Annotated in this window: 12 protein-coding genes; 3 read left to right on the top strand and 9 right to left on the bottom strand. The window is 37.0% G+C overall.

The window, feature by feature from the left end; translation table 11 throughout:
- Window positions 1–2: 2 nt before the first annotated feature.
- Window positions 3–191, top strand: coding sequence for a BspA family leucine-rich repeat surface protein (locus tag Q0874_RS03240; protein WP_299160097.1), 189 nt, complete (start codon window positions 3–5; stop codon window positions 189–191).
- Between the two features lie 131 nt (window positions 192–322).
- On the opposite strand, the gene Q0874_RS03235 is transcribed toward Q0874_RS03240, so the two are convergent.
- From Q0874_RS03235 to Q0874_RS03200, 8 genes are all read right to left on the bottom strand, one after another.
- Window positions 323–502, bottom strand: a complete 180-nt coding sequence (locus Q0874_RS03235; RefSeq protein ID WP_299159302.1) for a hypothetical protein — start codon at window positions 500–502, stop codon at window positions 323–325.
- Window positions 503–603: 101 nt separating this feature from the next.
- Window positions 604–1,362, bottom strand: a complete 759-nt coding sequence (locus Q0874_RS03230) for a DUF6090 family protein (protein WP_299159299.1) — start codon at window positions 1,360–1,362, stop codon at window positions 604–606.
- Between the two features lie 499 nt (window positions 1,363–1,861).
- Entirely contained in the window at window positions 1,862–2,626 is a 765-nt protein-coding gene (locus tag Q0874_RS03225) for a DUF6090 family protein (RefSeq protein WP_299159296.1), read from the bottom strand.
- A 47-nt stretch (window positions 2,627–2,673) separates the two neighbouring features.
- Window positions 2,674–3,471 carry a DUF6090 family protein gene (locus Q0874_RS03220; RefSeq protein WP_299159293.1) on the bottom strand — a complete coding sequence of 266 codons (798 nt, stop codon included), beginning with the start codon at window positions 3,469–3,471 and terminating at the stop codon, window positions 2,674–2,676.
- 22 nt (window positions 3,472–3,493) lie between these two features.
- Complete coding sequence (locus tag Q0874_RS03215; protein WP_299159290.1) at window positions 3,494–5,662, bottom strand: molybdopterin-dependent oxidoreductase; 2,169 nt, start codon at window positions 5,660–5,662, stop codon at window positions 3,494–3,496.
- 182 nt (window positions 5,663–5,844) lie between these two features.
- Window positions 5,845–7,479: a M1 family metallopeptidase gene (locus Q0874_RS03210; protein WP_299159287.1), complete on the bottom strand. Its 1,635-nt coding sequence runs from the start codon at window positions 7,477–7,479 to the stop codon at window positions 5,845–5,847.
- Between the two features lie 246 nt (window positions 7,480–7,725).
- Window positions 7,726–8,487, bottom strand: coding sequence for a DUF6090 family protein (locus Q0874_RS03205; RefSeq protein ID WP_299159285.1), 762 nt, complete (start codon window positions 8,485–8,487; stop codon window positions 7,726–7,728).
- Window positions 8,488–8,509: 22 nt separating this feature from the next.
- The gene (locus Q0874_RS03200) at window positions 8,510–8,782 is read right to left on the bottom strand and encodes a hypothetical protein (RefSeq protein ID WP_299159282.1); all 273 of its coding nucleotides are present in this window, start codon (window positions 8,780–8,782) and stop codon (window positions 8,510–8,512) included.
- 67 nt (window positions 8,783–8,849) lie between these two features.
- Here Q0874_RS03200 and Q0874_RS03195 point away from each other — a divergent pair, with 67 nt between their 5' ends.
- Window positions 8,850–10,529: a sodium:solute symporter gene (locus tag Q0874_RS03195; protein WP_299159279.1), complete on the top strand. Its 1,680-nt coding sequence runs from the start codon at window positions 8,850–8,852 to the stop codon at window positions 10,527–10,529.
- A 334-nt stretch (window positions 10,530–10,863) separates the two neighbouring features.
- On the opposite strand, the gene Q0874_RS03190 is transcribed toward Q0874_RS03195, so the two are convergent.
- A complete protein-coding gene (locus tag Q0874_RS03190; protein ID WP_299159276.1) occupies window positions 10,864–11,613 on the bottom strand; it encodes a hypothetical protein in 750 nt (249 codons plus the stop codon).
- A 285-nt stretch (window positions 11,614–11,898) separates the two neighbouring features.
- Between Q0874_RS03190 and Q0874_RS03185 the strand changes: the two genes are divergently transcribed.
- On the top strand, window positions 11,899–13,425 hold the full coding sequence (locus Q0874_RS03185; protein ID WP_299159273.1) for a serine hydrolase: 1,527 nt from the start codon (window positions 11,899–11,901) through the stop codon (window positions 13,423–13,425).
- Window positions 13,426–13,474: the final 49 nt, after the last annotated feature.

Raw genomic sequence — 13,474 nt, 5'->3', positions numbered from 1 at the left:
CGATTGGTAACTGGAACGTGAGTAATGTTGAAAGGATGGAACATATGTTTCCTTATTCTAGATTCAATAGAGATATAAGTAGTTGGAATGTTGATAACGTGAAATTATGCAGGGATTTTTGGAAATCACATACTTATAAAGAAGGATTTAAAATACCAAAATTCAGAAATTGTTTTCCGCATTCATTTTAATTCTCGTAAACCTCAACATCCAAAAAACACCAACCCCCTTAACTGGGGGTTTTTATATCGAGCTTAGTTTTTCACACACAAAGTTGTTTGATTTAATCCTCAAATCTCCTTGGGAACATTACTCTACTTATTCAGGCTATCTCCTTCAACTGTCCTTTTCCTATGATTTCATCCTGTTTAATTTCCCAAATAACCTCAACAAAGAACTTATCTTTTGCATAAAGCAGGTATTTGCTGAACTTACCCGCCCGTCCGGCAGGCGGGTTTTCAGTAAGCAGTCTTTGACGTATTTGGCGGAAGAAGCGGGGCATGGGTTGAAGCTGGTTCTCTTCAGAGCACAAAAAATCTATATAATCCTGGCCTTGTGACTACTTTTTGTTTAGAGCACATAAATCCGGAGCTACCCAGTTCCTTATAATCGATCTATTTCACTCTGAATCTGTTGGAGGAAATCATTACTGATATGGAACTCGAAATCAAGATAACTATGGGTGATCCTTCTGGCAGTAAGGATATCCTGCAGAAGCCCGGTTAAATTTGGGACCTTCAAAAGGTCATTCACTACATTTTCCTTTTTTGATTTAAGGGTATAATTCTTCCATGTCGGACTCTCCATGTCTGCGTTTGCATTACCAAATTCAAAGTCTATGAAAGATCGATCCTCCGGATTCAGAATATTACGCACCAACGATCTATATTGGTGTACCCAGGGATCCCATTCTGCTTTTTCATTATTTCTGGTCAGCAAATATTTGTAATATCCGGACAAAAAATCTTTTATATTATCATTTTCAATAAGGGTCAGCCTCCCGGTTGAGGTCAGTTCCAGATAAGTGGGACTCAATATTTCATATCGATTTATAGAGCCTGTAAATTCAATTGAAATTGCAAGCTTAAGTATATCCGGGTTGGTTTCTTTTCCGGTTAAGACCTCTAATTGATACTCAGCAAGGTCAATTAACTCAGCCTCAAATTCCTTTTTTAGCTTTACGGTTTCCTGTAATTCTAAAAAATCTTCTTTAAGGCGCAACAAATAGGATAAATAGATCTCGCGCTCCTTTATGGTTTCGTTAAAATTGCCGACTTGCAGGGCGATTAAAATCCCGATAACCACCAATACAATTTCTCCGATAGCATATTTTAGATATCTTCCGGTTTTATTTTTTTCCATTAGGTCAAATCTGATTTTTCTAAAAAACTTAAACATAGTTATTAACGGTGTTTTCTAGACGCCTATCCCGATAACTATAGGGAGTCCACAGGACATTCGATTTTGTTTCACAAAATTAAGTTTCGATAATCTAAAGAATTTTATCATATAAGGCAGCGGTTGGTTGTCCTTTCTAAGGTAATAAATAATTAAATATGGCTAGAAAGACCTTCGCATTTATTGTACTGCTTTACAATGAAGTTCCAATGGAGATAGTAAGTGAATTAACCCAGCATGTCCGCAGTAACGTAGTGAAGGCGGACTTGCCCACCGCAGCGGAGCGAAGGAGGGGGTCATTCCAGTATAAAGATACCCTAGGAATATTACAGAAAAGTAGGGCAGAAAAGGTTCAGTGAGGAGACGGCGAGGATTTCAAGGACCCTTAGATAACGGTTGGCTTATGAGCCGTCACGCCTATTGCGTAATGATTTTATATAGGTTTTTAGCCTTTCGTTATTTTTTAATCTGCTCCAGCCAATTTATGATCGATGAGGGCGATTAGTTTTTCGGCTTCTTCAATTTTACCAGACATAGAGTCAATGTATGCTCTGCGATACCTGAATGATTTTTGCAGTGCATTTCTGACACCTCTGTTATTAAAAATTTCTTTAAAATCGAAATAAACCTTATCAGCTGCAGGATTTATTTCATTGTAATCGACATTTGGATGAATGTAAAGTATTTGAAGTTGTTGTAGGGTTTCACCCAGTTTTGTAATAGCAGCATTAATGGATTGGGTTTCTTGAAGGTAGGTTAAGAATTTGCGATTTAATTCTTTGTCAATTCTATCAATCGTACCTTGCGCAATTGCCAAATCACTTCGATTGATGTTTTTATTAATCGGAGTAAGTATTTGAAATAGGGTCAGAGCCGAAACGATTTCCTGATGTTCATCATGAGTAAGACTTTGAACACCACCATCAAACAACTTTATAGTATTTTTTATGTTATCATTAATGCTCTGATATTGAGATTTTCTAGCGGTTAGGGCGGAAATATCTACTGACAATTCAACCTTCAGATTGTTAAGAAACTCAAGATCCTGAAGGTGAGTCTTTCTAAGTTCATTCCAATTGTTAATCTGCAAAGCAATCAAAATTCCGATGACCACCAATATAATCTCCCCAATAGCATATAGCAGGTATTTGCTGAATTTACCTTCCCGTCCGGCAGGCGGGTTTTCAGTAAGCAGTCTTTGTCGTATTTGGCGAAAGAATTTTATCATTGGTCTGTGGTTTGGCCTTTCATTACTTCATTTTATTGATATTATGACTAGAATTTGATTTCATTATCTATCATTCCAATAAGTTTTCTGGCATGAAGGGTGAGTTCCTTGGTTTCAGTATTTGTAATTTGTAAATGTGAGGCTCTCATTCGTAAATGGTTCAAAAACTCCCTGTCTTTTAGTAAGCCCTCACGGTCGCTTTTCAGTGGAATATCGGAATATTCTTCTTCCCTTATTCCTGTGCCGAAGAATGATGTAGAAAAGTTCTGGTCAATGACATCCTGGATGAGAATGTATTTAGCCACTACAGGGTAATAATTATTTTGAAACAATGTCACGGCATACGTTTCTTCTTCAATCATGTCATTAATTGATCCCGGCCAGGAGATCAGGAAATTCCTGATAGAATCATTCTGGATAAGGCTGATCTTACCTGAAGAAAATAATTGATCAATTGTGCCTAGTATGTTATTGAAAGTAGGCCGGTAAAAGGTTAGCCCTATCAGACTATCTAACTCTTTATTTTCAAAATCCATAGAGTTGGTCAATTTAAAAATGCTTTTAGTGGAAGAAAGCATCTTTTCTCTTATTTGATTTAAATGATCAAATTCCGCGATTGTATTTTCTATATCATTCTTGACACTATTTAAAATCTCGATTTCCTCCTTTCGTTCCAATCGTTTGTAGTTCCAATTATTAATACTCAAAGCAATCAAAATCCCAATAACCACCAAAACAATCTCCCCAATAGCATATAGCAGGTATTTGCTGAATTTACCTGCCCGTCCGGCAGGCGGGTTTTCGGTCAGTAGTCTTTGGCGAATATGTCTAAAAAATTTAATCATTTGTTATTGGATCCTTTTCATTTTAAACTTTTTTAACTTCTACTTTTGTTTCTTGAATAGCACCTCCTCTACCCATATCAGTTAACAAATGACTGGTTAATGCGTTGGCTGACGATCCTCCGTCTAATAATGAAGGCCAGAATCCTTGTGGCATACAAACTACTCCCTGTTGTACTTTATTACTAATTCGTGCGGTTATAAACACCCGACCTCGCTGGTTATACACTTTAAGTTCATCACCATCAGCAATATGACGTATGTCAGCGTCCTTTGGATTAATTTCCAAATAAAACTTACCCTCTTTCTTAAGGATATGCTCCACGTTGGCATGACTGCTATTCAAGAAATTTTTAGGGGTCTTGATAGATAACAAATACAGCGGATACTGCTTCATTTCTTCATCACTGTATTTGAAAGGAATAAAATCAGGAAGGGCTTGTTCCAGATTCGGATCAAAAAAATGACACTTTCCCGAGCTGGTTTTAAAATTTCCTTTTTTATGGGGCATCCACTTCGTTGGAAGATTTAACTTTTGCCCTCCCATTTTTCTTAGCGATTCAAAAGAAATACCTTCCATATATTCATGTTGGCTATCAACTGTCTTTTTTACAATATCAATATCTGTTTCATAAAAGTAGTCCTCTTTGAACCCCATTTCTTTTGCCAAAAGTCTGAAAAATTCTGAATTAGGCTTGGAGTCTCCCAAAGGTTGGATCGCAGGTTCATTGATATTAAGGTAGGGCGTACCCCACGAACTGAGGACATCCCAATTTTCTAGCACACTCGTTGCCGGGAAAATATAATCAGCATATCGAGTGGTATCGGTTAAGAAATGCTCTGATACAATAGTTAGCAGATCATCTCTTTTTAGGCCTTTGATAACCAAATTTTGATTAGGTGTAGTTACTGCGGGATTCGAGTTATAAACAAATAGCGCATTGATGCCCGGATTCAATTCACTACTGTTCAACGCCTTTCCTAATTCAATCATATTGATTGAACGGGTTTTTAGATTAGCCAGCTCAGGAGGAAGGTTTATGCTTTCCCAGTTTAATGCTTTCCCAAAAAGTTCATAGGTCATATGCATCAATCCACCTCCGAAATGGCGCCATGCGCCCGTTAATGCGGGCAACATCGCCACTGCTCTAAAAGCACTTGCTCCATTGACCTGATGCTCCATGCCAATTAGCACACGAATTAATGAAGGAGTGCTTTGAGCATATTCTTTGGCAAAGGCAATGATGGTTTCTTTTCCTAAGCCAGTGATTTGAGCTACTGTTGTAGGGTCGTATTTCTGAACATGCTCTTTCAAATGTTCAATACCTAAGGTATAGTTATCTATATATTCCTGATCTTGAATATTTTCATTTAAAATAACATGCATCAAACCAAGGGCAAGGGCCGTGTCTGTTCCTGGACGAGGCTGAATATGCCAATCAGACTCCTCAGAAGTTCTTGACTGAAATGGATCTACCGTAATGATCTTTGCTCCTTTGCTTTTAGCCTGCTTAATAAGAGACCATAAATGCTGATTTGAAAGAACAGGATTGGTACCCCATAATACGATATATCTGCTATGAATAATATCTTCAGGCAGCACGCCTGTTGTTTGACCATTTGTAGCCAAAATACCCGCTACTGCTGCGTCTCCACATATCGTTCTCTCTAATTGACTGGCACCGATATGCGCGAAGAACCTGTTGGCAATCGCCCCTCTTTGTACCAATCCCTGATTGCCACCAAAACTGTAGGGTAGTACAGCTTCACCTCCCTTTTGGGCAATAATATCTTTAAGTCTAGCCGCAACCTCGGTGATGGCTTGTTTCCAACTTATTTTAACAAACTCACCACTTCCTTTGGCGCCACTTCTTTTAAGGGGCGTTAAAATTCGATCGGAGTGGAAGGTTACATCATTTGGGAAGTCCATCATTTTATCGCATAAATTTCCGGCCGTATACGGATTATTCGCGTTGGCTTTAAATGAGGTAACCGTATTATCTACTGTTGTGATATTCCAGCTGCATCGATCAGGGCAATCATGATAGCATGCACCATGCACCGTTTTAGATGTTTTGTCAGTTCCACAACCAGATGTAAAAGCAAATGAAGTCAGGCTAATGCCTGCGGCACCTTTTGAGCTAATCTCAATAAATTCTCTGCGATCAATTGTGTTATTTTTTTTTATATCCATGTATAGCTAAATAATGACTACCAACGTTTATGTATTTGGAAAGTTGCGTGTTTTTGTGCGAGGTTTTTTTTGAATAAAAACAGAAACAAGCAAACAAAGCAACTCACATTAGTTAAGCAAAAACCAGCAATTCTTTATATACTATGTTATAGTGTCGTTTATTAATAATTGACATTAATTATTTACTTTGAATTACTATAAAAGGAAGGTACATAAAAATTGCGATCAACAATCAGATTTATTTGCTCCGAATTAACGTCTTTTTCTTGCCAATTTGTTTTAGGGTAAAGCCATTGCTCTTTATCATTAATGAATACTTTTAATGGCATGTCAAATTTTTCAATAGCATTTGCCCAACGGTATGACAATCGCCCATTAACGAAATAATATTCGAACTGTGGTATTTGGTTTGTTCGTAGGTATTGATTCCAAAAATGATTTAGATTTAGACCACACTTCCCGGTTATGTAATCTTCCACTTGTCGTGTGGTTACTGTTTGATGATAAAACTCTTTGTTTAGTCCCCTTAGAATCTGTCTCCATTTCTCATCATCATCTACAATTTGCCTTAGCATGTGTAAAATTGCAGCACCTTTTGGGTAATTATCTCCTGAATAAGCCAAATCGTTAACATCATAATAACCAATCATTGGTTTGTCATTATTTATACCTTTCCTGATCCCAATTTGATAGTCATTCCCGGCCTCTTTTCCGTAGTGATATTCAACATAAAGTCCTTCTGAATATGTCGTAAAAGACTCATGAATCCAGATATCGGCAACATCCTTAAATGTAATATTGCATGCGAACCATTCATGACCAGATTCATGAATAATGAGATGATCAAATTTATTTCCCCACCCTGATTGAGAACCATCTTTCCCTAAATAGCCATTTTGATAACCATTTCCGTATGCTGTAGCACTTTGATGTTCCATACCCAGATAAGGAGTCTCTACAAGTTTATAACTGTCTTCATAAAATGGATAGGGACCAAACCAATATTCAAAAGCTTCTAGCATCATTGGCACTTGTTTAAAGTGTTCTTTTGCCTTGGTTAGGTTTTGTTCCAAGACATAATAATCACAATCTAAAGTACCTAATTCGCCATGGTACACTTCGGAAAAGTGCGCATAATTGCCTATGTTAAAGTTTAGTCCGTAATTATTAATTGGATTTACAACAACCCAGTGGTAGGTATGCGTTTTATTTTTCTTGGTTTCAATATTGATCAATCTCCCATTGGCAACTGCTACTAAATCCTCTTGAACGTTAATGCTAAATTTAAGACTATCAACCTCATCATACATATGATCTTTACAAGGCCACCATTGACTTGAACCAGCTCCCCAACTTATGCTTGAAGCAAAAAGTTTACCAAGGCTATCTTTTTCCCAAACCATGCCTGAATCCCAAGGTGGACGTGGTGCAATTTTGGGTTTTCCACTATACCAGATTATGATTTCGTTATAGTCTTCGGGGATTTGTTCTTTTTTTAATTCAATAAAGTAAGCGTTACCATCTCTTGTATATTTTAGTTCTTTTCCATCTTCATAAACTTTGTTAATGCCCATTGGTGGCTGAAGATCAATCTGAATACGTTGATTTGGCTGTAACACTCTGTATCTAATAGTATTTGAACCCTGAATAGTTTGTTTTTCAATATCAACTGCTATATCCAGATAATAATAGGATAAATCCCACCACGATCTTTCTGGTGTGATGGAACCTCTTAAGGAATCTTGCCTTGTAAAATTTTGTGCATTACATACAATTCCCATCATAACGAATAAAATTGTACTAATAAATACACTCATGTTTTTTAGTTTAATAGGATGTTAATTGAATGCACCATAACGCTCTCTGCTATGAGTAGTTGCGTGTCCCGATAGCTATCGGGATAGCACATAACTTTACAAGCCTGCCTGTCATTTGGCAGATACATACCAAGCTGATCCCTATATTTATGGGGACCGCAGAAATTTTCAAGGTAGGCAAGAATAAGGAATTACTTATAAGCATCGTTAGCCTTTCGTTTATTTTTGGTAATAAAGGGTAATATTTTATTCTTTTTCAGTTTCCAAATATTTATTTATCTTGTCAAGACATATTTCTACATTATCGATTGTTCTTTCATAATCTCTTAGAATATTCGCTCTGCCAATAATTGCCTCTACTACCAGAGTTTCAAATTCAGGATCATTTAACAAGCGCGAATAATTATTCGGTACACCAACCTTGGGTTTAGATTCTAAATTATTTGGATGATCTGCACCTTCAATAAATTTTGTTTTAAAATTCCTTTGATAATAAGGAAATAGAAGTCGACCTGCATTTCTTCTGGTATCTACTTTGTTCATTATTCGCTTAAAACCAGTTTCATAAACATCGGTAATAATTTCCTTTAGACCATCAGAACTAATTAGTTCTAGATTACCTGACTTTAAGGTTTCATAAGTGGAAGTCTTAGGAAAGAAATATGTGAATTGTACGCAATTAAAAAAATCTTTATAAAAAGAATCTATTTCATTCGGTTGCTTAATTATAATATCATAAACTTTTAGTGTAGCCTGATGATAAATGTAAGTTCTTTCAAAATCTGTTTTTAATTCCTGAAGATTAATGACTAATTCAGACTTTAAACTATTTAGAATCACTTTCTCTCTCTGTGAATTAATTCGATTTTCATTCCAATTATTCACTTGCAGCGCAATCAATATCCCGATCACCACAAGCACAATCTCCCCAATAGCATACCTCATGTATTTTAGAGGCTTGTTGTTGTCAGCAAGTTTTTTGCGGATTTTTCTAAAGAAAGGAATCATAGCAAGCGGTTGGTTGGTCTTCCTAAGGTAAGGAATTATCAAACACACCTGGTACTAAGAAAAATGTTAAAGTAAAACTGACCCCCATATTGAAGAGGGCAATATACATTTCAATGACGCCCGCGGAGGAAAAATAATGAGGAAATAGTGCAATGGCGAATCGATTCATAGAAAAACAGAAACGCTCCTGCGGGTTATGCTTTTCCCGGAAATCGGGGAAATCGGAAACAAGAGAATACGCCACGTCAAAACTTAAAGAAATGGGAGAAGAACTCCGGGTCTTAAAAAGTGACATTTTTAGTTCCCTATCTGAGTTAAAATATATATCATTAGGTTTTTTAAATCCATTTAAAAATCAAATTATGTTATCCAATTTCCAATTTTTAGATTATTCCATTTTATTTTTCTATTTCGCCTTAATACTTTGGATTGCCCGATGGGCTTCGAAAGGCGAAAAGAATCTGGAATTTTCCTCTGTCGATTATTTCTTAGCGGGAAAAAACCAGGGATGGTTTGTTATTGGAGCTTCGCTTTTTGCTTCGAATATTGGTTCTGAAATTATATTGGGAGTTTCTGGCGCAGGAGCCAGGGGAGATATGCCTATGGCAAATTTCGAACTCCTGGCATCTTTGGTATTAATTTTATTTGGATGGGTATTCGTCCCATTTTATTTAAGGTCTTCTGTATATACGATGCCAGAATTTTTGGAGAAACGTTATTCTTCTGCCTGTAGAACTTATCTGTCTGTTATTTCAGTTTTAGCCTATATAATTACTAAAATATCCCTGATTATCTTCGCAGGAGCTTTAGTGTTCGAAGTTCTGGGGATTCCGTTTTGGACCGGGGCTATCATAACGGTGCTTTCTACTGGATTTTATACGGTACTTGGAGGGTTAAAGGCTGTTATTTATACCGATATGGTTCAGGCAATAACGCTCATTTTTGGAACTGCTGCCGTAGTAATTTTCGGCCTTCATCAATTGGGAGGCTGGGACGAAATGATATTAATAATAGACGAGGCTAGTTTAACAGCCGGGAATCCCTCTACGGATCATTTTTTTAATTTGTGGAGACCAAGTAACGACACAGAATATCCCTGGACGGGAATGTTGTTTGGAGCACCAATTCTAGGAATTTGGTATTGGTGTACAGATCAGTATATTGTTCAAAGAGCCCTTTCGGCAAAAGATGAAAGCAATGCCAGAAAAGGCGCTCTCTTTGCAGGTTATTTAAAATTATTGCCGGTATTTTTATTTTTCATCCCCGGAGTAATTGCCTATGCACTTATGCAAAAGGGGCTCATTCATTTTTCCCTGGAAAATGCAGATAGCGCACTTCCTGCTTTAATCAAAGAATTCTTACCTACCGGATTAAAAGGATTAGCCATTGCGGGTTTATTAGCTGCTTTAATGAGTTCTCTCTCCTCCGCTTTTAATTCGAGTTCAACCCTTTTAACAATCGATTTTTATCAGAAATACAATCCTGGAGTGAGCGAAAAAAAGCTGGTGCGTTTTGGGCGAATTGCCACCGTAGTATTAGTCGCCCTAAGCTTGGGTTGGATACCATTTATGAAAGCCCTGATGGGAGGAGGAATATTCCTTTATTTACAAAGTATTCAAGCGTATATAGCCCCTCCTATAGCTGCTGTTTTTTTGTTTGGCTTGTTTTATAAATGGATTAATGCACGGGCCGCTATCATTACACTTTGGGCTGGGTTTGGATTAGGAATGTTGCGATTAGTTTCAGAGTATCTTATGGGAGCCGGGATTATTTCGTTGTCCAAAGGAAGTCTTTTAACCTCTTTTATGGAGATTAATTTTTTACATTATGCCATACTCTTGTTTGTGGTGTGTTCTATCCTGTTAATACTTATCAGTAAGTTAGGGAAGCCCCAGGATCCGGAAACTTTAAAAGAAGTTACCTTTCAGTTAAATTCCAAAAAAGAATTTGTTTGGTCTAATATGGACGTTAAAATTACGGTGCTCCTGGCGGTTTGCGTGTTAGTTTTATGGTGGGTATTCTCTACCTGGGGAATTGCATAGAATATTTAAATATAAGAGCGAACCCGTTTTCATACCTAAAAAGAAAAACCCCGTCAGAGTTAATTTAATCTTTCGTTCGTTTTTAGGATACATGAGAATATTGCAGCAGTTCTCTGATGGCAGGCATCAACAAATAAATCAGCCATCATAGGGCAAGAAAAACCTTTGTGTCTACGGTACTGCTTTACAAAGACCTTCCAATGGAGATAGTAAGTGAATTGTTTGGACACTCCGGTTTAAAGTTTACCCGGGAGTACTATGGAAAATTTTATACTACAAAAAGAGGGTTCCTGATTTATGCAGATTGCTCTATTATCAGATTAAAAGGATTAAATTAATCCGCTTTTTGTTTAAGATAAAGTGCGATGTCTTTTTCCAGGTCGGCCGTATACGGGTTTTCAGAAGGATTTCGATTATAGATGGACGAGTAGCACATGGACGCCGCCAAAAAAGTACCCTGTAAAGATGGGTGCAAGCCATCCGCATCATATAAATCAATGTTGGGGTTTCCTTCCTGATTTATTGCCTTCCAAACTTCTCCTACAGGAATAATGGTCGCTCCAATGGCCTGAGCTCCGTCTTCAAAGGTCTTTTTTATGGGAATAGCCATTTCCGGCTGATCCTTATAGGGCCAGGGCATTAATAAATAGATGCTTGTTCCTTTATTGCCCACCAACTCTTTAAATGCTTTTATAGATTCTAAAGTGGCCATACCATCATTTACCGCAACCTCTGTATTTTCTTGTAGTATAATAACATCCCAGGAGCGTTCATTTACTTTAGACAGGGTTTGTTCATTAACCAAATGCACAGCCAGACTATAACCACTAAACGCAAGTTCCTGGATCAAAGGTTTAAAGGGTAATGAATCATTAGCACTGTAGAGATTTAAGTGATATGAAATTCCCAAATTGTAATAGGTGAGACTGTTACCGATAAATAGAATTTCTTCAATTTTGGACGTACGGGGTTCATCAGCTTCCACGGAAACCGGCACGTTCTCTTCCCCGGAGCAACTTAAACCAAAAATCATCAGGAGGGCCAAAAATCCTGATCTTTTAAGAAAATTGTTTGAGGTTCCCATTTGAAGTTAAAGATAATGTTATTTAAGCCGTTTAAAGAAAATAGCAGGAATTGCAGGCACCAACAAATCTATCGGCCATCATGGGCCAAGAAAAACCTTTGTGTCTACGGTACTGCTTTACAATGGAGTTTCTATGGAGATTACTTGTTTTATATAACGAGTCTTACAAAATCTGGTAAACAGAATTATGATAATGGGATAAATCCGTAAAAGGGATCCATATCCGGGAAATTATAGGGATATTAGTATACATATAACGAGTTTTACTTAATTAAAATGAATATTATGAAAAATAAAACCTTGTTCTTATTAATAAGTTGGTTTATTTCTTTGAATTATTCAAATGCTCAAAAAATACCACTGGATTCGCTCGATATATACCTTGATCAAGTTATTAAGGATTTTGAGGTAGTAGGGCTTTCAGTCGGTATTGTACAAAATGACACTGTTATCTATTCAAAAGGTTTTGGATTAAGAGAAATCGGAAAAGATCTAAAGGTCAACGACCAAACTGCTTTTGGAATTGGGTCAATTTCCAAATCATTTACAGCATTAACACTCGGAGTGCTAGTGGATGAAAAAAAATTAAATTGGGACGACAGAGTTAAGGACTACTTGCCCTACTTCGAATTGTACGATCCATATGTAACAGAAAACTTTACCATTAGAGATCTGCTCACACACAGAAGCGGACTGAAAGAAGTTAGTGCCGGAACACTTTGGTATCACTCAGACTATTCCAGAGTTGAAATCATTAAGCGACTTAAATATCTTGAGCCCGTTTCTGGCTTCCGAGAGAAACCTGCCTATCAAAATATAATGTTTGTTGTAGCTTCCGAAATAGTAAAAGAGGTTTCAGGAATGACCTGGGATGATTTTCTAAAATCAAGAGTATTTGACAAACTAGAAATGAACAACAGTACTTCGTTGTCCAAAGATAGAGAAGCCAATATCAATTTGGCCCAGCCTCATATTTGGAATGCAGAATATAAGAAAGTTACCATAGAACAGGAAAATGGAGATAACCTGGGGCCTGGAGGTTTCATATATTCATCAGCAAAGGATATGAACAGTTATATGAGACTTTTGCTGAAAGATGGAGCCTTTAAGAATGATACCATTGTAAGCAAGAACGTGGTCGATGAGCTCTTTAAACCTCAGACATTATTCCAAATAATTGGTCCTCCATTTGGCAACGAGTTTTCCTCCTATGGTTTTGGATGGTGGCTCACTCCCTGGAATGGCCATAAGATCATAGAACATAGTGGCGGAATCGATGGAATGTCTGCACAGCTGTTCATGATAAAGGACATGAACATTGGTGTGGTTATTCTATGTAATGATTCGGAAGAACCTGCATCTTTTTTGATAAAAGCAAAAATCCTTGAACTTATTTTCAATGATAAGACCTTTGACATGTATGAACGAGGAAAGGACTATCGTAAACGAAAAATAGCGGATTTAAAAGAATCAGCTACCAATGAAATCAGACCAAAAGAATCTAATCCATCCTTACCTCTTATTAGTTATGCAGGTGATTATAATGACGAGATGTATGGGGATATCAATTTAGCGCTTACCAATAATGATGAACTAGAGCTTTCGTTCTCTCATACACCATTGTTCAAGGGACGACTGATCCATTGGCAATTTGACACTTTTAAAATTGATTGGTATGATATTAGAGTTCCTGATGGTTATATAACCTTTAATTTTAATTCGAAAAGAGAGATATTGGGCTTTTCGTTAGATCAGGAAAATCTACTTGACGTTGATTTTGGAGAAATTGAAATAAAGAAAAAGAAAAGCTAAGTATAACATTGTATATAAACCATTCAAAATGGCTCATATACGAAACCGT

The organism is uncultured Eudoraea sp. (genome assembly GCF_947490415.1).
In the GTDB taxonomy this organism is placed as follows: Bacteria; Bacteroidota; Bacteroidia; order Flavobacteriales; family Flavobacteriaceae; genus Eudoraea.
This window is presented reverse-complemented; position numbering and strand designations above follow the sequence as displayed.